Consider the following 18,766-nt stretch of genomic DNA (forward strand, 5'->3'; position numbering starts at 1 on the left):
GCCCGCCCGGCGATTGAGGGCATCTGTTCAGCCCGCCCGGCGCTTGAGGCCACACTCCGGACCCGCTGCCCTCCGGGGGCGCCTCAAACGCCGGCGAAGCTGAATTGGCCCAGCCCTGACGGCCGACCTCAGCCCAATCAAGCCCGCCCGGCGATTGAGGGCATCTGTTCAGCCCGCCCGGCGCTTGAGGCCACACTCCGGACCCGCTGCCCTCCGGGGGCGCCTCAAACGCCGGCGAGGCTGATTCGGCCGGCTCCGACGGCACACCCCGGCCCAAATCAGCCCGGCCGGCGATTGAGGCCGGGCCCGGCGGTCAGTCCTGCTTCAGGACGAAGGAGGTTCGGGCTACCGGCATGCCGGGGGACTTGACCTCCACCACGTACGTGTCGGCCACCGCGCTCCCCGCCGGAGGCGCCTGACACTGGGACGCCGAGCTGAACTTCCGGTCCCACTCCAGCGACTGCGTCGTCTCGCTGTTCGCCGGCAGCCGGTAGAAGACGTTGCCCGCTCCCGCGGGGCAGTCCGCCGAGGACCAGACGGCCTTGCCCGTGGACGCCTGAGTGATGCTCAGGATCGCCTGCTTGGGGCCGAGGTCGACCTTGCAGGTGGTGCCGGAGACGTTGCGGGCGAGGAGTTCGAGGCGGGGGCGCTCGTTCGGCTCGTACTCGTTCTTGGTGCTCTTGACCTCCCACTGGAGCGCGCTGGGCGCACACGTGGGGAGCGGGGAGTCGGCCGGGATCTGGCCGGGCCCGGCGGCGGACCCGCCGCCCGCGCCCGAACCGGAGCCGCCCGGTTCGCCGTTCTTGCCGGTGCCCGCGCCGCCCGCGCCGGTGCCCGCCGCCGCGCCGCCGTGGTCGCCGCCGGTGGCGCCGCCGGCGCCGGACTCGTCGCGGCCGCCCGGAGCCGTACCGATGGCCGGCCCCGATCCCGGCGCGCCGGGCGTGATGGAGGCGGCCGGGTGCGGCCCGGAGCCGCCGCCCTTGCCGTTCTGACTGGTCCTGCCCCCACCGGAACTGACGGTCCATACGGCGAGGAGCGCCAGGAGGGCGGCGACGGACGCCAGAACTGCCCTCCGTCGCCAGTAGATGGAGGAGGGAAGCGGCCCGACCGGATTGCGCAGTGATCCCACGGAGGGAACTTTACGAGAGTCCAGGACGCGATCCGTGCCCCACATGCCGTACATCCGGCGCGTTTTGGCGATGATCATCCCGCTGCGCCACCGCTGGAGGGCCATCAGGACCAAGATCGGGGCCGAGAGGCTGATGCCGGTGTTGGTCCGTTTTGCGTATTGTCGGTCGGATGGACACATCCGACCTCTACCGAGACGTCACCGACTTCGCGCACTCCACACCCGGCTGGGTGCAGTCCCTCGCCGAGATCTGGACGAAGAGCGGGCTGCTGGTCTTCGGCCTGCTCTTCCTCCTCGTGTGGTGGCGCGCCCGGACCCGCGGCGACACGGCGATGGCCCTGGCCGTCCTCGCCCCGCTGGCCACGGCCGTCGCGTACGTCGCCTCCGAGGTCGTGAAGTCCACCGTGCACGAGGACCGGCCCTGTCGGGCCGTCCCGGGCGCGCTCGCCCCGTTGATCACGTGCCCGGCGCCGGGCGACTGGTCCTTCCCGAGCAACCACTCCGTGATCGCGGGCGCCGCCGCCGTCGCCCTGGCGCTGGCCGTGCGCCGGCTCGGCCTGCTCACGGTGCCGCTCGCCCTGCTGATGGCCTTCTCCCGGGTCTTCGTCGGGGTGCACTACCCGCACGACGTGGCGATGGGCCTGCTGCTCGGTGCCTCGGTCGGCGCCCTGGTGGCGATCGCGCTCACGGGCCCCATCCGTCGGATCATCGGCTCGATGCGCACGAGCGGGGTCCGTCCCGCCGCCCTCTTCACCGGTCCGGGGCCCGCGCCCGAGGGGTGAATCGTGCCAGGATGCCCCTGCCATGACTGCATCCCCCGAAACCCCCGCCCCGTCCGAGGCGTCGGCCGTGCCCGGCGCCGAAGCCGCCCGCGCGCTGCACTCCCCCGTCATCGCCTGGTTCCGCGAGAACGCCCGCGACCTGCCCTGGCGTCGCCCCGAAGCCGGTCCCTGGGGCGTCATGGTCAGCGAGTTCATGCTCCAGCAGACCCCGGTCGCCCGGGTGCTGCCGGTGTACGAGCAGTGGCTGGCCCGCTGGCCCCGCCCCGCCGACCTGGCCGCCGACGCGCCCGGGGAGGCCGTACGGGCCTGGGGCCGCCTCGGCTATCCGCGCCGGGCGCTGCGGCTGCACGGCGCGGCCGTCGCCATAACGGAACGGCACGGGGGCGACGTACCGCGGGAGCACGACCGGCTGTTGTCCCTGCCCGGCATCGGCGAGTACACCGCCGCGGCCGTGGCCTCCTTCGCCTACGGGCAACGGCACGCGGTGCTGGACACGAACGTGCGCCGGGTCTTCGCCCGGACCGCGACCGGCGTCGAGTACCCGCCGAACGCCACCACCGCCGCCGAGCGGCGCCTGGCCCGCGCGCTCCTGCCCGAGGACGAGGAGACGGCGGCCGGGTGGGCCGCGGCCTCCATGGAGCTGGGCGCGCTGGTGTGCACCGCGAAGAGCCCGGACTGCGTGCGTTGCCCGGTGGCCGGGCTGTGCGCCTGGCGGCTGGCGGGCAAGCCCGCGCACGCGGGTCCGCCGCGGCGCGGGCAGACCTACGCCGGTACCGACCGGCAGGTGCGCGGCCGGCTGCTGGCCGTGCTGCGCGAGGCGGTCGGGCCGGTGCCGGCGGCGGCGCTGGACGCCGTGTGGGACGAGCCCGTGCAGCGGGCCCGCGCGCTGGACGGACTGGTCGCCGACGGGCTGGTGGAGCCGCTCGGCGCCGACGGCGACGGGGCCCTCGCGACGGCGTACCGGCTCCCGCTCGGCTGACTGTCGCATTCCGCTTGAGCGACCGAAACCGCAGCTCACGGGCGCTGTTACACAACCTATGGACAGCCGTGTTCCCACCGAAGGCTCACCCGCACAGTGCCGTGACAACCGCTCCGTACCTTCGGATCCAGAAGCACAGGACGAAGAGCGGTAACGGGCGGAGGCGGTCTGAGATGGCGCACGGCGGCGAGGTACTCGAATTCGAAGAGTACGTACGCACTCGGCAGGACGCGCTGCTGCGCAGTGCCCGTCGCCTGGTCCCCGACCCGACCGACGCGCAGGACCTCCTGCAGACCGCCCTCGTGCGCACCTACGGCCGCTGGGACGGCATCGCCGACAAGTCCCTCGCCGATGCCTACCTGCGCCGTGTCATGATCAACACGCGGACCGAGTGGTGGCGCGCCCGCAAGCTCGAAGAGGTCCCCACCGAGCAGTTGCCGGACGCCCGCGTCGAGGACGGCGCCGAACAGCGCGCCGACCGCGCGCTCTTGATGGACATTCTCAAGGTGCTCGCGCCCAAGCAGCGCAGCGTGGTCGTGCTGCGACACTGGGAGCAGATGAGCACCGAGGAGACGGCCGCGGCGCTCGGCATGTCGGCCGGTACCGTGAAGAGCACGCTGCACCGTGCCCTGGCACGCCTGCGCCAGGAGCTGGAGAGCCGCGACCTGGACATGCGCGCGCTGGAGCGCGGTGACCACACCATGCAGTACGAGGGGCGGGAGCGGTGCGCGGCCTAACAGGCCTTCGGGGCAGGAGCCCTCTGGTACTGATGTCGGCGGGGATGGTCATCCTCGTCGGCACTGTGCTGTTCGCGGTCGGCTGCTCCACCGGCGGTACCGGGCTGCGGGACGGCGGGCCGGCGCGCACCGAGTCCGTGTCGAAGACGGCCCCGCCCTCCGCGGCCGGGCAGTCCTCCGCCACGCCCTTCAAGAAGGTCCAGGACGTGGTCGCCCTGGTGAAGGCCGACCCGAAGGTCAGCGACGCGGTCAAGAAGGACCTGCGGCCGTGCTCCGGCAAGGAGTACCCGGTCGACGTCAGCTACGGGAAGGTCACCGGGAGCGCCGAGCCGGACCTGGTCGTCAACATCCTGTCCTGCTCGGACGCGATCGGCGTGGGCACGTACGTGTACAAGCAGGACGGCACGAAGTACGAGAATGTGTTCTCGGACGAGGCGCCGCCCGTCTACGCGGAGATCGACCGGGGCGACCTGGTGGTGAGCAAGCCGATCTACGTCAAGACGGAGGCGTACGCCACCGGCGAGGACGTGATCACCTTCCGCTGGAACGGCGAGAAGTTCACCGAGCACGACCGCGTGCACTCGGAGTACAGCAACGTAGGCGGTGGTGGGAGCCAGCCCGCCCCCGCCGTGACACCACAGAAGAACTGAGGCGACCGGTCATGGCCGAGACCCACGTGCTGTTCGTGGAGGACGACGACGTCATCCGTGAGGCCACGACCCTGGCGCTGGAGCGCGACGGGTTCGTGGTCACCGCCATGCCCGACGGGCTGTCCGGCCTGGAGTCCTTCCGGGCGAACCGGCCCGACATCGCGCTGCTCGACGTGATGGTGCCCGGCATGGACGGCGTCAGCCTGTGCCGCCGGATCCGCGACGAGTCCACCGTCCCTGTGATCATGCTGTCGGCGCGCGCCGACTCGATCGACGTGGTGCTCGGGCTGGAGGCGGGCGCCGACGACTACGTCACCAAGCCCTTCGACGGCTCGGTCCTGGTCGCCCGGATCCGCGCCGTCCTGCGCCGCTTCGGTCACGCCGGTGGCCCGGGCGGTGGCGCCGGCTCCGACGGCGACCCGGCCGGGGAGCGCGGGGTGCTGTCCTTCGGCGACCTGGAGGTCGACACCGAGGGCATGGACGTCCGCAAGGCCGGGGTCGCGGTGGCGCTGACGCCGACCGAGATGCGGCTGCTGCTGGAGTTCTCCTCCGCGCCCGGCACCGTCCTCTCCCGCGACCGGCTGCTGGAGCGGGTGTGGGACTACGACTGGGGCGGCGACACCCGAGTCGTCGACGTGCACGTCCAGCGGCTGCGGACGAAGATCGGACAGGACCGGATCGAGACGGTCCGGGGCTTCGGATACAAGCTGAAGGCATGAGGAGCTTCACCTTCCGCACCGGCATCCGCTGGAAGATCACCCTCGCCATCACGGCCGTGGGGGCGCTCACCGCGCTCGCGCTGAGCCTGGTGGTGCACAGCGCTGCCCGGGTGTCGATGCTGGAGAGCGCGCGCGAGGCGCAGTTGGAGCGCGTGCAGTTCATCTCGCGCAACGCCGAATCCGGGCGCAAGCCCTTCATGGGCGCCAAGCTCAACGACCCGGACCTGCCCGCCGAGCTGCGCGAGAAGGCCCGCTCGGGGCGGCGCGGCACCTACATCCAGGAGCGGCCGAAGGCCAACCCCGAGGTCTGGGCCGCCGTACCGCTCGGCAACGGGCAGGTGCTCTCGATGCACTCCGGCTTCCAGCAGAGCGCCAACATGGTCCGCGACCTGGACCGGGCCCTGGTCGTCGGGTCGCTCGCCGTCGTCATCGGCAGCTCGGCCCTCGGCGTCCTGATCGGCGGCCAGATCTCGCGGCGGCTGCGCAAGGCGGCCGCGGCCGCCGGGCGGGTCGCACTCGGAGACCCCCAGGTGCGGGTGCGCGACGCGGTCGGCGGGGTGGTCCGGGACGAGACCGACGACCTCGCACGGGCCGTCGACGCCATGGCGGACACGCTCCAGCAGCGGCTGGAGGCCGAGCGCCGGGTCACCGCCGACATCGCTCACGAGCTGCGCACCCCGGTCACGGGCCTGCTCACGGCGGCGGAACTGCTGCCGCCGGGGCGGCCGACCGAGCTGGTGCGGGACCGGGCGCAGGCGATGCGGGTGCTGGTCGAGGACGTGCTGGAGGTGGCCCGGCTGGACAGCGCGTCCGAGCGGGCAGAGCTCCAGGACGTGGCGCTGGGCGAGTTCGTGGGGCGCCGGGTGGCCTCGCTGATGCCCGAGGCGACCGTACGGATCGTGGCGGACGAGATCGTGAACACCGACCCGCGGCGCCTGGAGCGGATCCTGGGCAACCTGCTCGCCAACGCGGCGCGCTACGGGCGGGCCCCGATCCAGGTGGACGTCGAGGGTCGGGTCGTGCGCGTCCGGGACCACGGGCCCGGCTTTCCCGAGGCGCTGCTGCGCGAGGGGCCGAGTCGTTTCCGCACCGGCTCCTCGGACCGCGCGGGCGTGGGCCACGGGCTGGGTCTGACCATCGCGGCGGGGCAGGCGCGGGTGCTGGGCGCCCGGCTCACCTTCCGAAACGTCGCGGCGCCGGGCGGAGTTGACCGCGAGGGCGAGGCGGCCGGGGCGGTGGCGGTGCTGTGGTTGCCGGAACACGCGCCGACGGCGACGGGCAGCTTCCCGATCGTCCGGCTGCCCGGCTGACGCCTCCGGCCTGTCTGGTGGCAGGGGCAATGTTTTAACATCCGTGCCATGACTGACGGTACGGATCGCCCGAACAGCCCCCAGCCCGGTCCCGCACAGGGGAACGGCGGCGGGAGCGGGAGCGGCGGCTACGGCTATCCGCAGGCACCCGGAGCGGGCGGCCCGGGCGCCGCGGGCGGCTACGGCTACCCGCAGGCACCCGCGGCGGGGGGCTACGGCTTCCCGCAGCCCGGGCAGCCGAACCCGTACCAGCAGGACCCGCACCCGCAGGACGCGTATCCGCAGGAGCCCCACCAGCAGGAGCCGGCGCAGGAGCCCCTGCCCGGCCCGGCCTTCACCCCCGCGCCCCAGCCCGACTGGCAGGCGATGGCGGACCGGTCCGACGCGGGCCGGCGCACCAAGCGCCGCATGATCGTCATAGGCGCGGCGGTCGCCGCCTGCGCCGTGGCCGCCGCGACCACCCTCTGGTTCATGAACGACGACTCCGGTGGCGCCGACCCGAAGCCCGGGCCGGTGGCCGAGGGCTCGCAGAGCCCCTCGGCCTCCCCCAGCGAGCCCGCCTGGGACGACCCGCACACGGTGCCGGGCCAGCCCAACCTGCTGCGCGACCGCACCGGCTCCACGAACATCGCGCTCGGCCCGCAGGCCGAACAGGGCCCGGGCACCAAGCGCGGGGAGATCCGCTTCAAGGACAACCCGAACTCCTACGCCCAGGGCGCCGGGCAGGCCGTGGACACCACCAAGAGCTTCACCGTCTCGGCGCGCGTGTTCAGCTCGGCCAAGAGCGGGTCCCGGATCGCGGTGAGCCAGGGCGACGGGGTCTCGTACTCGTTCGAGCTGGGCCACGAGGCCGTGAACGGCAAGAACTCGTGGATCTTCCGCGTCCAGAGCGGCAACGACGGGGCCGAGGCCACCACCTCGCAGGTCGCCTCCGACGGACTGAAGACCGCGAGCGCCTGGGCGATGCTGACCGGCACCTACGACGCCACCGCCAAGACGATGAAGCTGTACGTCGACGGCAAGCAGGCGGGCGAGGTGCCGGTGGCGGCCGGGATCTGGGCGGCCCCCGGCCCCATCCAGCTGGGCCGGGCCCGCCACCACGACATCTGGGCCGGTCAGTGGGCCGGGGCCATGGACAACGTACGGGTCTGGGACAGCGCCTTGACGGCCGCGCAGGTGGCGACCGTCAAGGGCGGCAAGAGCGAGGTCAAGCCGACCCACTCGTGGCTGATCAGCTGACGGGGATCCGCAGAGCCGTAGAGCCGCGGAACCGTAGAGCCGCGATGCGCGGATCCGCAGATCCGTTACAGGGTCACGCCGGCCTGGCGCAGGAAGGTCACCGGGTTCACCGCGGAACCGTAGTTCGGGGTGGTGCGGATCTCGAAGTGCAGGTGCGGGCCCGTGGAGTTGCCGGTGTTGCCGGACAGGGCGATCAGCTGGTCGGCGGCGACCTGCTGGCCGATCTTCACCTGGATCTTCGACAGGTGGGCGTACTGCGAGTAGGTCTTGTCGGCGTGCTTGATCACGATGGCGTTGCCGTAGGCGGGGCCGTCACCGCCGCCGTTCGGGCCCGCCTTGACGACGACGCCGGAGTGCACGGCGTGCACCTTGGTGCCGATCGGCACCGCGAAGTCCTGGCCGGAGTGCTTGTGCGACCACAGGTTGCCGCCCTTGCCGAAGGTCGCGGACAGCGTGTACGACGCCACGGGCGCCTCCCACCCGGTCGCCTTGCCGGCGACGGCGGCGGCCTGCGCGTCGGCCTGGGCCTCGATCAGGCCCGCGGTGCCGGTCAGTGCGGTCTGCGTCTCGTCGGCGAACGCGGTACCCGCCCCGAACACCATGGCAGCCCCCAGCCCGGTCGCGAGGACGGCGGTGCGGATGCGGTGGGTACTGGCGCTCTTCGACATGAGACGGGACCTCCGGGGACGGGTGGAGCACGGGCTGGCGGAGCATGGGACGACCCGGCACGCTGAGCGGTGTGCCGGGCTGCGCCTCCTTGGTAACCCGCACCCCGCGGACATCCCAAACCACCCGATTACTACCGCGCCTCGTAGTGACCGTGAGGGCTCTCGGGCCTGTTGACCGGGTCCTTACTGGGCCGGGGGACCCCCCGGAGGACCCCTGCGGTCTACGAATCCGCGTAGTACGTCCGATTTGCCCTGTGCCGCTTGTCACCGGTTCAGGACCTCCGTCCCGGCCGTTCCGGGACCAAGGGCCGCCGAGCCGCACTACGCTCTCGGCTCGTGGACGCATCGGTGGTGGGGATGCGGCTGGCGTCGACCGTGGTGACGCAGCTGCTGAAGAAGTTCTTCCGTGCGGAGGGGGCGGGCGCCGGCCTGGTGGACCGGCCCGTCCGCGTCTCCTCCTACCTCTCCCTGCGGGAGAAACGCACGCTCGTCCCGGCGGACGTGCTGAAGATCGCCGAACGGATCGTCGCGGAGGCCCTGCGCTCCCCCGGCGAGCGGCCGCTGCCGCCCGGCGAGGAGGCCGGCGTGGCCGCCGCCCTGGTGGCCACGCTGGACACGCTCGGCGAAGTGACCCTGACGGACCTGGAGGCGGTCCGGCTCGGCCCGGAGGCCTTCGCCGCCGCACTGCGCGCCCGAGCCCCCTACCTCGGGCTCGGCGCCGACGCCGCGCGCTTCTACGAGCGCCTGCTCGTGGTCCTGTGCGTGCACGTCCTGGACTTCTTCACCCGGCGCTCCCACTTCATCGCCGCCACCCTGGTCGACCAGTCGCGCGCGCTCCGCGACCTGATCGACAAGATGGACCGGTTACTGGACCTGGTCCCCGACCAGCTCGCCCACGACACCGCCTTCGAGACCCGCTACCTCGCCCAGGTCGCCCGCAAGCACGGGACCCTGACCATCTACGGGATCGACCTCGCGCCCGGCACCGCGAAATGGCCGCTGAGCACGGCGTACCTGCGCCTGGAGACGGACGGGCGCTGGTCGGCCGACCCGCTCGACGGGCCGAAGCCCTTCTGGAACGACGCGAGGAAACACCTGAGCGCCCTCCCCCGCTGGGAATCGAAGCCCCAACAACGGATCCTGCTGCGCGGCGAGGCGGGCTCGGGCAAGACCACCCTGATCCAGTGGCTGACCGTCACCGCCGCCACGGGCCCCGCCGACAGCCCCCTGCACGGCCTGGTCCCCTACGTCCTGCCCCTGCGCACCCTGACCCGGCACGGCAGGGCGCTGCCCGCGCCCCGGCACTTCCTGGACGCCGTCGGCTCCCCGCTCGCCGGCGAGCAGCCGGACGGCTGGGAGCGGCGGGTGCTGGACGCCGGGCGGGCCCTGGTGCTGGTCGACGGGATCGACGAGATCCCCGAGGCCGAGCGGGCCGGGGCCCGCGCCTGGCTGACCGACCTGATAGACCTCTACCCGGGCAACCGCTGGCTGGTCACCTCACGCCCCTCCGCCGTCCGGGAGGACTGGCTCGCCGAGGCGGAGTTCAGCGAGCTGTCCCTCGCGCCCATGTCCCCGCACAGCGTCGCCGAGTTCGTCCGGCGCTGGCACACCGCCGCCGCCTCCGGGGACCCGGAGCACGCGGACGCCGACGCCGCCCTGGAGGGCTACCGGGACCAGCTCCTGGACTCCCTGCGCAGCACCCGCGACCTGGCCCGGCTCGCGACCAACCCGCTGCTGTGCGGGCTGATCTGCGCCCTGCACCGGGAGCGGCGCGGCTTCCTGCCCTCCGGCCGCAAGGAGCTGTACACCGCGGCGCTCTCGATGCTGCTGCACCGGCGCGACCGGGAGCGCCAGCTGCGCGTGCCGGAGCTGGGCGAGGAACCGCAACTCCAGCTGCTCCAGCGGCTCGCGCACTGGCTGATCCGCAACGGCCGCACCGAACTGGACCGGGGGCGGGCCGAGGCGCTGCTCGCGGACGCGCTGCCGGCCGTACCGGAGGTGGCCCGTGTCCTGGGGAACGCCGGAGCGGTGCTCCAGCACTTCCTGGACCGTACGGGCCTGCTGCGGGCGCCCTCGGCGACCACCGTGGAGTTCGTGCACCGCACCTTCCAGGACTTCCTGGGCGCGCGGGCGGCCCTGGACGAGGGCGGTCTCGGGGAGCTCGCCGGGCACGCGCACGACGACCAGTGGGAGGACGTCATCCGGATGGCCGTGGCCCAGGCCCGGCCCCGGGAGCGCGCCGAGATCATCCGGGCCCTGCTGGACCGGACCCGCTCGCAGCGCGCGGTGCTGCTCGCCTTCGCCGCCCTGGAGCACGCGGCGGAGCTGGACCCGGAGCTGCGCGGCCGCGTGATCGCGGCGGCGGCGGAGCTGGTGCCGCCGCGCGACACCGCGGCCGCCCGCGCCCTGGGCCGGATCGGCCCGCTCGTGCTCGACCTGCTGCCGGGCCCGGAGGCGGTGGACTCCGAGGACACCGCCCTGTTCACGGTCGTCGCGGCCGGCGCCACCGGCTCGGACCTCGCGATCCCCTTCCTGGCCCGGTACGCCGCGCAGCCCTCCAGGGACGTCCGCCGCGAGCTGACCGTGCTGTGGCACGGCTTCGATCCCGCGGCCTATGCGCGAGAGGTCCTGGCCCGGATCGATCCGGCCACCGTACACATCACGGTGCGCGACGAGCGGGAGCTGGAGGCCCTCAGCTCGATCGAGCCGGGCCCGACCCTGCACGTGGCCGGCGACGTCTCCGGCCGGGCCATCGGCTCGTACCTGCGCCGTCACCCGGTGGACAGCCTGATCATCCACGACAGCCTGGTGGCCAACCTGGAGTTCCTGCGGTACCGCTCGCTGCGCTCGCTCTACCTCGCCAACTGCGTCAACCTGGCCGACCTGAGCGCGCTGACCGGCCTCCCGCTCCAGAGCGTCACCCTGGACCTCGACACGGACCTGCCCGTGGGAGAGGTGACCGAGAGCTGGACGGAGCTGACCTCGCTCGAACTGCGCGGGGTCCAGGGCGACTGGTCGCTCGACCGGATCGCGCCGCAGGCGAAGCTGCTCTCGCTCGAACTGCGTCAGATGCGGTCCCTGGAGTCGGGCACGAACTCGCGGCTGCGCGGCCTGCGCCGGCACCAGGAGCTGCGCAAGCTCAGCCTGGGGCCCCGATGGATCGGCGGGCCCGCGGCCTGGGAGGAGATCGCCGCCCTGGCGAACCTCAACGAGCTGGTCGTCCCGGCGGCCTCGCTGGCGCTGGCCCCCGCGGACCTTTCGCTGCCCTCCGTCCAGACGCTGTGGATGGCCTCCGGACTCGGCCTCAAACGCACCACCCAGGCGGAGGTGCTGATCGCGCGCCTCTTCCCCGGGCTGCGGGACGTACCTCCGGACCTGTGGAGCTGAGCACACGACGAAGGGGCGGGCCCGGAACCTTTCGGTCCCGGGCCCGCCCCTTCGTACCGCTCACTCAAGCGAGAGCGTTCACGCGCCCTTGCTCAGGTCCGGGCCGGAGCCCGTGGCCTCGATCGGGGGGACGTCCGGCAGTGCGGACTTCTCCTCGCCGCGGAAGGTGAACTTGGCGTTCTCGCCCTCGCCCTCCACGCCGACGACCACGATGTGACCGGGACGCAGCTCACCGAAGAGGATCTTCTCGGAGAGGATGTCCTCGATCTCGCGCTGGATCGTGCGGCGCAGCGGACGCGCACCCATGATCGGGTCGTAGCCGCGCTTGGCCAGGAGCTGCTTCGCGTCACCGCTGAGCTCGATGCCCATGTCGCGGTCCCTGAGGCGGTCGTCCACCTTGGCGATCATCAGGTCGACGATCTGGATGATGTCTTCCTGCGTGAGCTGGTGGAAGACGACCGTGTCGTCGACGCGGTTGAGGAACTCGGGCCGGAAGTGCTGCTTGAGCTCTTCGTTGACCTTCGCCTTCATCCGGTCGTACCCGGTCTTGGTGTCGCCCTGTGCCGCGAAGCCCAGGTTGAAGCCCTTCGAGATGTCCCGCGTACCCAGGTTGGTCGTCATGATGATGACCGTGTTCTTGAAGTCCACGACGCGGCCCTGGGAGTCGGTCAGGCGACCGTCTTCGAGGATCTGCAGCAGGGAATTGAAGATATCCGGGTGGGCCTTCTCGACCTCGTCGAAGAGGACGACGGAGAACGGCTTCCGGCGGACCTTCTCGGTCAGCTGGCCGCCCTCTTCGTAGCCCACGTAGCCGGGGGGCGAACCGAAGAGACGGGAAACCGTGTGCTTCTCGCTGAACTCCGACATGTCGAGGGAGATCAGCGCGTCCTCGTCGCCGAAGAGGAATTCGGCGAGCGTCTTGGACAGCTCGGTCTTACCGACACCGGACGGACCGGCGAAGATGAACGAGCCACCGGGACGCTTCGGGTCCTTCAGACCCGCGCGGGTCCGTCGGATCGCCTGCGAAAGAGCCTTGATGGCGTCCTTCTGGCCGATGACGCGACGGTGGAGTTCGTCCTCCATGCGCAGGAGTCGCGAGGACTCCTCCTCGGTCAGCTTGAACACCGGAATGCCGGTCGCGGTCGCGAGGACTTCGGCGATCAGCTCGCCGTCGACCTCGGCCACGACGTCCATGTCGCCGGCCTTCCACTCCTTCTCGCGCTTGGCCTTCGCCGCCAGCAGCTGCTTCTCCGAATCACGGAGGGAAGCCGCCTTCTCGAAGTCCTGGGAGTCGATGGCCGACTCCTTGTCGCGACGGACGTTCGCGATCTTCTCGTCGAATTCGCGGAGGTCCGGCGGCGCGGTCATCCGGCGGATGCGCATCCGGGATCCGGCTTCGTCGATCAGGTCGATCGCCTTGTCCGGGAGGAAGCGGTCCGAGATGTACCGGTCGGCCAGGGTGGCCGCCTGCACGAGGGCCTCGTCCGTGATGGAGACGCGGTGGTGGGCCTCGTAGCGGTCGCGCAGGCCCTTGAGGATCTCGATGGTGTGCTGGAGGGAAGGCTCCGCCACCTGGATCGGCTGGAAACGGCGCTCCAGCGCCGCGTCCTTCTCAAGGTGCTTGCGGTACTCGTCCAGCGTGGTGGCACCGATGGTCTGCAGCTCACCACGGGCCAGCATGGGCTTCAGGATCGAAGCCGCGTCGATCGCGCCCTCGGCGGCACCCGCACCGACGAGCGTGTGCAGCTCGTCGATGAACAGGATGATGTCGCCGCGGGTGCGGATCTCCTTGAGGACCTTCTTCAGGCGCTCCTCGAAGTCACCGCGGTAGCGGGAACCGGCGACGAGCGCGCCGAGGTCCAGGGTGTAGAGGTGCTTGTCCTTGAGGGTCTCGGGCACCTCGCCCTTGACGATCGCCTGGGCCAGGCCCTCGACGACGGCGGTCTTGCCGACGCCGGGCTCGCCGATGAGGACCGGGTTGTTCTTGGTCCGGCGGGACAGCACCTGCATGACCCGCTCGATCTCCTTCTCGCGCCCGATGACCGGGTCGAGCTTGGATTCGCGGGCCGCCTGGGTGAGGTTGCGGCCGAACTGGTCGAGGACCAGCGAGGTCGAGGGGCTGCCCTCGGCCGGGCCGCCGGCCGTGGCCGCTTCCTTGCCGCCCCCGGAGTAACCGGAGAGCAGCTGGATGACCTGCTGCCGGACCCTGTTCAGATCGGCGCCCAGCTTCACCAGGACCTGGGCGGCGACGCCCTCGCCCTCGCGGATCAGGCCGAGCAGGATGTGCTCGGTGCCGATGTAGTTGTGGCCGAGCTGGAGGGCCTCGCGGAGCGAAAGCTCCAGGACCTTCTTCGCCCGCGGGGTGAAGGGGATGTGTCCGGACGGGGCCTGCTGGCCCTGCCCGATGATCTCCTCGACCTGCTGACGAACAGCCTCGAGCGAAATCCCGAGGCTCTCCAGGGCCTTAGCGGCGACACCCTCACCCTCGTGGATCAAGCCCAGGAGGATGTGCTCAGTGCCGATGTAGTTGTGGTTGAGCATCCGGGCTTCTTCCTGAGCCAGGACGACAACCCGCCGCGCGCGGTCGGTGAACCTCTCGAACATCGTTTATCGCTCCTCAGAGCGGTCGGGCAGTTCGGGGTCGGTCCCCGCCCTGTCCTTCCGCATGCTAGTCCCGCGGGGCGGGACAGCTCATTCCAACTGCCGACATCCGTCCGCGGCTCACCCCACTCGGTGGGGAATCTCCGCCATACAAAGCCGACAACTGCTCCAACCCGATGGTGCGAGACGATGTTCCCGCAGGCCAGGCAGATACCCGTCACACGTGTACGCCGATGGCGAACGGGAGCCGGTCACATCAGGGTGCCACCCCGTTCTCGCCCCGTTCCACTAGGGATGTCTTACCCGTTGCGACGGACACTCCATGCCGGGGCCACCCGACTCCTCCGCTAAGGGCGAACAGACTTACGTCACGAATTTGGGATGTCGAGCTTACGGATGTTTACGTTCCGCATTGATCCGGGTGCGCTGCGTGACGCCTGCCGTAACTCCTCGGCGTTTCGGGAGTTGCTCCGGGCATGACCCTCACCGTCCCGTTGCCCCGCGTCGCGCCCGACGGGGCGCACGCCCTCTGGTACGAGCGGGTGCTCGGCTGGACGGTCGCGGGCGGGCCGCCCGCACAACTGGTCACCGGCACGCGTTTCGACGTGCTGGAGATGCCCGCCGACGCCGGGGCGGAGCTGCTGCGCAGGCCCCTGGCCACGGGCCCGGTGGCCCTCATGGGGCGCAGGATGCGGTTCCTGGTGGCCGCGGGCAGCGCGGACGAGCTGGAGGGGCTGCTCGACTGGCTGGAGTGGGGCGGGGTCGCCCTGGATCTGACCGCCCTGGGTGCGGGTGGCCGGATGACTGCGCCCGCTCCCCCCGGCAGCGCCGGGGAAAGTCCTCGGGGGGCCGCCGTGTGGCTGCGGCCCCCCGAGCAGGGGTGTGACGTACTGCTGCCGGCCCTGCCCGGTCCGGGGCAGGGCGCGGGGCCCGATCTCGTCCGCCTGGTCGGTGCGGCGGCGACGGAATGCCACCGTGCCCGCATCAGGCGGCCTTACGGCTCCGGCGTGCCCCTGCGAGGCGCGCCGAATCAGCCCTTGGCGTTCTCGTAGGCCTCGCGGATCTCGGACGGGACGCGACCGCGGTCGTTCACGCTGAGGCCCTTCGCCTTCGCCCAGGCGCGGATCTCCGCGGTGTCGGGGTGACCGGCGGTTGCGGCCGCACGGCCCTTGGTACGACCCGCTGCGGCGGCGCGGCCACCGGTGCGGCGTCCGCCCTTGAGGTACGGCTCCAGCAGACCGCGGAGCTTTTCAGCGTTAGCGGTGGTGAGGTCGATCTCAAAGGTCTTGCCGTCCAGCGCGAACGTCACGGTCTCGTCCGCCTCGCCGCCGTCGAGGTCGTCGACAAGAAGGACCTGAACCTTCTGTGCCACCGGGATTTCCTTTCATCGAAAATGCAGTACGCGGAAAGGAAACCGCTTTTCCCGGAAAAACACAAACCCCCGGGTCAAGGTTCAGGGACACAACATGACGGGAAACGTGCGCGATTCGGACATAGGCCACAGGCGGACGGAGGACCTCAAAAGCCGCCGTGATCGATCGGTTCGGATCGGTTCGCGCATCGGATCCGATCAGAGGTGCAGAAGCATCCGACTGTTGCCCAAGGTGTTCGGCTTCACTCGTTCGAGACCCAGGAACTCGGCGACGCCCTCGTCATAGGAACGCAGCAGCTCGGTGTAGACATCCGTGTCCACCGGCGTCTCGCCGATCTCGACGAAGCCGTGCTTGGCGAAGAAGTCCACTTCGAAGGTCAGGCAGAAAACCCGGTGGACCCCTAGTGCGCGGGCCGTGTACAACAACTGGTCGAGCACCCGATGGCCGACGCCGCCGCCCTTGAGATCGCGGTCGACGGCGAGAGTACGGACTTCCGCCAGGTCTTCCCACATGACGTGAAGGGCGCCACACCCCACCACGCGCCCGTCGGCCTCGCGTTCCGCGACCCAGAACTCCTGGATGTCCTCGTAAAGGGTCACGGGGGCTTTGTCGAGCAGGATCCGCTGCTGTACGTACTGGTCCAGCAGGCGGCGCAGTGCGGGAACGTCGCCGGTGCGGGCACGGCGGATCGTCACTGCTTTTGCATTTGCAGCGTCCTGGACCGGGTCCCGACGCGAATCGTCTTCCATGCCTTCCATGCCCGGACGCTATCGCCCCGGGTCGGCGGGGCGCTCATCGGTATCGGCGGCGCGGCTTTCGCCGCCGCGGCTTTCGGCTGCGGGGGGTGCGGCGGGCGGCGGGGCATCGCCCTGGACGAGCTGTACGGCGGCCCGCAGGGCCTCGCGCTGTTCCGGCGACATCATCCCGAAGAAGGCGACCAGGGCCGCGGCGGGGTTGTCACTGGTGGACCAGGCTTCGTTCATCAGTGCGGCCGAGTAGGCGGCGCGGGTGGAGACCGCCGTATATCGATAGGCGCGGCCTTCGGCTTCCCGCCGGACCCAGCCCTTCTGATGGAGATTGTCCATAACGGTCATGACCGTCGTGTACGCGATGGACCGTTCCTGCTGGAGGTCCTCCAGCACTTCCCGGACAGTGACCGGGCGGTTCCACTGCCACACCCGTGTCATGACGGCGTCTTCGAGATCTCCCAAGGGGCGAGGCACATCAGCACGATAGTGCGGGATGTCCGCAATTGCCTGGTGATCCGGCCGGGGCGCGCAACAAAATCGGGCGTACGGCTTCGCGCCGCACGCCCGGGGCCCGGCCGGAGGAGGCTCCGGCCGGCCCTGTGGTGTCAGTTCTGCTGGCGTGCGCCTTCGGCCCGGGCGAGCACCGCGTCGACAGCGGCGTCCTCCTTGGCCTTGTTGGCGCCGCCCTGGCTCTTGACGATCGTCCGGACGAGCAGGACGAACAGCACGGCCATGACGAAGGGGGGCACGAGCGCGGAAACGTAGTCCATGCGCTCAGCCTAGTAGTGCTGTGGCCGGGAAGGTTTGCCGGGTCGCGGTGTCCGGTGCGGTGCATCGCGAGGCGGAGGGCCACGGCTCGTACTGGACGTACTTGCGTGGGCCGACAACGCGGCGAGGTGCCGTGCCGGGCGCCGTGACCCGGTGAACCTTCCCGGTCACGGCACTAGCCGGCCGCGCGGCGGGACGTCGGGGGCGGGGCGGGGGCGCGGCGGGGCGGGAAGACCTCGCTGGGCTTGGGTACGGGGCGCTCCGCCGTGCCGGGTCCGTCGTGCTCGCCGGGGTGCTGTGGCGGGGAGGGGCGGCGCGGGGGCTCGTCCTCCTTGCCGCCGGCCAGGGCGCGCAGCCGGGTCCGGGGGGCGGCCAGGCGGCGGCGCACGGACCGCTCGGCGACCCCGCAGGCCCGGTCCAGCAGCGCGGCGGCGGCGGGGTTGCCGCGCAGGGCGCGCAGGGCGGCCAGGTCGTCGGGGACGGGCTCGTAGCCGGCGGCCAGGGCGTCCCGGAGCAGCTCCAGGTAGCCGGGGAGCGAGCCGGGCAGGGCCTGCCGGTACCGGGAGAGGTCCGCGACGAGGAAGTCCGCGAGTCTCCCCGCTTCCGCGACCGCCTCGTCCACGGACTGCGACAGGCGCAGGCAGTCCTGGACCTCGGTGGCCGACAGCGGGGCCGTGGGTGATCGGAGGGCGTGGGCGAGCGAGCGCCGGAGCACGTGCAGTTCGGCAGCACTGAACGCCATGCCGCCGCGGGGTCCGTAGGGCGTGGGCATGGCCCGAAGATACGCGCTAATCGGACAAAATTCCTCGAAATCCCCTTTCCGGCGCGGCGAAAGGCCCCCGACCGGCCCTTCGCGACCCTGCCTCACCGCATTCACTTGCCAGAGTGGAAAGTTGACGCCATTGTGGCAAGTGTCCGGACGACTCCGAGCGGTCCGGTAGCCGTCACCAGGGGGAACCATGCGCGAATCCGCAGACGCCAGACGCAGGTTGGGGCGCGCCGCCGAGGTCGAGGCGGCGGCCCGCGGGGGCAGCGGCTGGTACGCCCGCTACCTGTGGGCCTTCGCCGCCGGACAGCTGGTGCTCGTACCGATGACCGTGCTCTGGCGGGGCGTCACCTCGGCCGTGGTCTTCGGACTGGCCAACGCGCTGCTGGTGACCGGACTGAGCGTGTACGCCACCCATCAGCGCGTGGTGCGGCGCGGGTTCGGACTGCGGCACGGGGTGATCATCGGGACCTGGGCGGTGGTCTTCACCCTGACGGTGTCCCTGGGCGTGGCCGCCTTCGGCACCTCCCCCGGCTTCGCGGCGGCGGCCGCGGTGGCCTGCGCGCTGCCCCTGGCGGTCGGCGCACTGCTCGAACCGCGGCGGACCGTGTGAGCGGCAGCCATCCGCGGCACGCGCTGGAGCCGCTGCTCAACGCCCCCGTCCGGCTGTCGGTGGTGGCCGCGTTGGCACCTCTGGACCGGGCCGAGTTCGCCTTCGTCCGGGACCTGGTCGAGGTCAGCGACTCGGTCCTGTCGAAGCAGGTCTCGGCGCTGGAGACGGCGGGCTGGGTCGCGGTCGTGAAGGGCCGCGTGGCCCGCCGCCCGCGCACCTGGCTCTCCCTGACCGCCGAGGGCCGCACGGTCTACGCCCGCCACCTGGGCGCCCTGCGCGCGATCGCCACGGGCTGA

General features: G+C 71.6%; 19 protein-coding genes. 11 read left to right on the forward strand and 8 right to left on the reverse strand.

Annotated elements, in window-relative coordinates; genetic code table 11:
* Positions 1 to 313: 313 nt before the first annotated feature.
* Positions 314 to 1,234: a hypothetical protein gene (locus ACIBEA_RS26110; protein ID WP_399264875.1), complete on the reverse strand. Its 921-nt coding sequence runs from the start codon at positions 1,232 to 1,234 to the stop codon at positions 314 to 316.
* A gap of 65 nt (positions 1,235 to 1,299) precedes the next feature.
* On the opposite strand from ACIBEA_RS26110, the gene ACIBEA_RS26115 reads away from it, so the two are divergent.
* The 7 genes from ACIBEA_RS26115 to ACIBEA_RS26145 all read left to right on the forward strand — a co-directional run bounded on the left by ACIBEA_RS26115 (position 1,300) and on the right by ACIBEA_RS26145 (position 7,545).
* Positions 1,300 to 1,911 (forward strand): phosphatase PAP2 family protein, encoded by a 612-nt coding sequence (locus ACIBEA_RS26115; RefSeq protein ID WP_399264877.1) that lies wholly within the window; start codon positions 1,300 to 1,302, stop codon positions 1,909 to 1,911.
* A 22-nt stretch (positions 1,912 to 1,933) separates the two neighbouring features.
* A complete protein-coding gene (locus ACIBEA_RS26120) occupies positions 1,934 to 2,890 on the forward strand; it encodes an A/G-specific adenine glycosylase (protein ID WP_399264879.1) in 957 nt (318 codons plus the stop codon).
* A 173-nt stretch (positions 2,891 to 3,063) separates the two neighbouring features.
* A complete protein-coding gene (locus ACIBEA_RS26125; RefSeq protein ID WP_385786611.1) occupies positions 3,064 to 3,627 on the forward strand; it encodes a SigE family RNA polymerase sigma factor in 564 nt (187 codons plus the stop codon).
* 32 nt (positions 3,628 to 3,659) lie between these two features.
* Positions 3,660 to 4,277: a hypothetical protein gene (locus ACIBEA_RS26130; protein ID WP_399264881.1), complete on the forward strand. Its 618-nt coding sequence runs from the start codon at positions 3,660 to 3,662 to the stop codon at positions 4,275 to 4,277.
* Between the two features lie 11 nt (positions 4,278 to 4,288).
* Positions 4,289 to 4,996 carry a two-component system response regulator CseB gene (cseB, locus tag ACIBEA_RS26135; RefSeq protein ID WP_399264883.1) on the forward strand — a complete coding sequence of 236 codons (708 nt, stop codon included), beginning with the start codon at positions 4,289 to 4,291 and terminating at the stop codon, positions 4,994 to 4,996.
* Entirely contained in the window at positions 4,993 to 6,306 is a 1,314-nt protein-coding gene (gene cseC / locus ACIBEA_RS26140) for a two-component system sensor histidine kinase CseC (RefSeq protein ID WP_399264885.1), read from the forward strand. The genes cseB and cseC overlap by 4 nt, the downstream gene beginning before the upstream one ends.
* Positions 6,307 to 6,354: 48 nt before the next feature.
* On the forward strand, positions 6,355 to 7,545 hold the full coding sequence (locus ACIBEA_RS26145) for a LamG-like jellyroll fold domain-containing protein (RefSeq protein WP_399264888.1): 1,191 nt from the start codon (positions 6,355 to 6,357) through the stop codon (positions 7,543 to 7,545).
* 65 nt (positions 7,546 to 7,610) lie between these two features.
* On the opposite strand, the gene ACIBEA_RS26150 is transcribed toward ACIBEA_RS26145, so the two are convergent.
* Positions 7,611 to 8,213 carry a M23 family metallopeptidase gene (locus ACIBEA_RS26150; RefSeq protein WP_399264890.1) on the reverse strand — a complete coding sequence of 201 codons (603 nt, stop codon included), beginning with the start codon at positions 8,211 to 8,213 and terminating at the stop codon, positions 7,611 to 7,613.
* 336 nt (positions 8,214 to 8,549) lie between these two features.
* Between ACIBEA_RS26150 and ACIBEA_RS26155 the strand changes: the two genes are divergently transcribed.
* Entirely contained in the window at positions 8,550 to 11,600 is a 3,051-nt protein-coding gene (locus ACIBEA_RS26155) for an NACHT domain-containing protein (RefSeq protein ID WP_399264892.1), read from the forward strand.
* Positions 11,601 to 11,678: 78 nt separating this feature from the next.
* On the opposite strand, the gene ACIBEA_RS26160 is transcribed toward ACIBEA_RS26155, so the two are convergent.
* Positions 11,679 to 14,204, reverse strand: a complete 2,526-nt coding sequence (locus ACIBEA_RS26160; protein WP_399264894.1) for an ATP-dependent Clp protease ATP-binding subunit — start codon at positions 14,202 to 14,204, stop codon at positions 11,679 to 11,681.
* Between the two features lie 473 nt (positions 14,205 to 14,677).
* On the opposite strand from ACIBEA_RS26160, the gene ACIBEA_RS26165 reads away from it, so the two are divergent.
* Positions 14,678 to 15,253 carry an SCO3374 family protein gene (locus ACIBEA_RS26165; protein WP_399264896.1) on the forward strand — a complete coding sequence of 192 codons (576 nt, stop codon included), beginning with the start codon at positions 14,678 to 14,680 and terminating at the stop codon, positions 15,251 to 15,253.
* On the opposite strand, the gene ACIBEA_RS26170 is transcribed toward ACIBEA_RS26165, so the two are convergent.
* The 5 genes from ACIBEA_RS26170 to ACIBEA_RS26190 all read right to left on the reverse strand — a co-directional run bounded on the left by ACIBEA_RS26170 (position 15,232) and on the right by ACIBEA_RS26190 (position 17,833).
* Positions 15,232 to 15,573: an Lsr2 family protein gene (locus ACIBEA_RS26170; RefSeq protein ID WP_354380576.1), complete on the reverse strand. Its 342-nt coding sequence runs from the start codon at positions 15,571 to 15,573 to the stop codon at positions 15,232 to 15,234. The two genes, ACIBEA_RS26165 and ACIBEA_RS26170, sit on opposite strands and share 22 nt — an antisense overlap.
* Before the next feature lie 198 nt (positions 15,574 to 15,771).
* Entirely contained in the window at positions 15,772 to 16,323 is a 552-nt protein-coding gene (locus ACIBEA_RS26175; protein WP_399265205.1) for an amino-acid N-acetyltransferase, read from the reverse strand.
* 18 nt (positions 16,324 to 16,341) lie between these two features.
* Complete coding sequence (locus ACIBEA_RS26180; protein ID WP_399264898.1) at positions 16,342 to 16,797, reverse strand: BlaI/MecI/CopY family transcriptional regulator; 456 nt, start codon at positions 16,795 to 16,797, stop codon at positions 16,342 to 16,344.
* Positions 16,798 to 16,928: 131 nt separating this feature from the next.
* Positions 16,929 to 17,093 (reverse strand): hypothetical protein, encoded by a 165-nt coding sequence (locus tag ACIBEA_RS26185; protein WP_354380578.1) that lies wholly within the window; start codon positions 17,091 to 17,093, stop codon positions 16,929 to 16,931.
* Between the two features lie 173 nt (positions 17,094 to 17,266).
* Entirely contained in the window at positions 17,267 to 17,833 is a 567-nt protein-coding gene (locus ACIBEA_RS26190) for a hypothetical protein (RefSeq protein ID WP_399265207.1), read from the reverse strand.
* A gap of 217 nt (positions 17,834 to 18,050) precedes the next feature.
* Here ACIBEA_RS26190 and ACIBEA_RS26195 point away from each other — a divergent pair, with 217 nt between their 5' ends.
* Positions 18,051 to 18,470: a hypothetical protein gene (locus ACIBEA_RS26195; RefSeq protein ID WP_399264900.1), complete on the forward strand. Its 420-nt coding sequence runs from the start codon at positions 18,051 to 18,053 to the stop codon at positions 18,468 to 18,470.
* Positions 18,467 to 18,766 (forward strand): winged helix-turn-helix domain-containing protein, encoded by a 300-nt coding sequence (locus ACIBEA_RS26200; protein WP_399264902.1) that lies wholly within the window; start codon positions 18,467 to 18,469, stop codon positions 18,764 to 18,766. The genes ACIBEA_RS26195 and ACIBEA_RS26200 overlap by 4 nt, the downstream gene beginning before the upstream one ends.

The organism is Streptomyces sp. NPDC051555, assembly GCF_044454405.1.
Lineage (GTDB): Bacteria > Actinomycetota > Actinomycetes > Streptomycetales > Streptomycetaceae > Streptomyces.

Bases quoted from the DNA above. Each gene is read 5' to 3' on its own strand.
- ACIBEA_RS26190 (WP_399265207.1), bottom strand. From the start codon at position 17,833: ATGGCGTTCAGTGCTGCCGAACTGCACGTGCTCCGGCGCTCGCTCGCC.
- cseB (WP_399264883.1), top strand. From the start codon at position 4,289: ATGGCCGAGACCCACGTGCTGTTCGTGGAGGACGACGACGTCATCCGT.
- ACIBEA_RS26115 (WP_399264877.1), top strand. From the start codon at position 1,300: ATGGACACATCCGACCTCTACCGAGACGTCACCGACTTCGCGCACTCC.
- ACIBEA_RS26150 (WP_399264890.1), bottom strand. From the start codon at position 8,213: ATGTCGAAGAGCGCCAGTACCCACCGCATCCGCACCGCCGTCCTCGCG.
- ACIBEA_RS26110 (WP_399264875.1), bottom strand. From the start codon at position 1,234: ATGGCCCTCCAGCGGTGGCGCAGCGGGATGATCATCGCCAAAACGCGC.
- ACIBEA_RS26130 (WP_399264881.1), top strand. From the start codon at position 3,660: ATGTCGGCGGGGATGGTCATCCTCGTCGGCACTGTGCTGTTCGCGGTC.
- ACIBEA_RS26120 (WP_399264879.1), top strand. From the start codon at position 1,934: ATGACTGCATCCCCCGAAACCCCCGCCCCGTCCGAGGCGTCGGCCGTG.
- ACIBEA_RS26125 (WP_385786611.1), top strand. From the start codon at position 3,064: ATGGCGCACGGCGGCGAGGTACTCGAATTCGAAGAGTACGTACGCACT.
- cseC (WP_399264885.1), top strand. From the start codon at position 4,993: ATGAGGAGCTTCACCTTCCGCACCGGCATCCGCTGGAAGATCACCCTC.
- ACIBEA_RS26195 (WP_399264900.1), top strand. From the start codon at position 18,051: ATGCGCGAATCCGCAGACGCCAGACGCAGGTTGGGGCGCGCCGCCGAG.
- ACIBEA_RS26175 (WP_399265205.1), bottom strand. From the start codon at position 16,323: ATGGAAGACGATTCGCGTCGGGACCCGGTCCAGGACGCTGCAAATGCA.
- ACIBEA_RS26160 (WP_399264894.1), bottom strand. From the start codon at position 14,204: ATGTTCGAGAGGTTCACCGACCGCGCGCGGCGGGTTGTCGTCCTGGCT.
- ACIBEA_RS26145 (WP_399264888.1), top strand. From the start codon at position 6,355: ATGACTGACGGTACGGATCGCCCGAACAGCCCCCAGCCCGGTCCCGCA.
- ACIBEA_RS26185 (WP_354380578.1), bottom strand. From the start codon at position 17,093: ATGGACTACGTTTCCGCGCTCGTGCCCCCCTTCGTCATGGCCGTGCTG.
- ACIBEA_RS26165 (WP_399264896.1), top strand. From the start codon at position 14,678: ATGACCCTCACCGTCCCGTTGCCCCGCGTCGCGCCCGACGGGGCGCAC.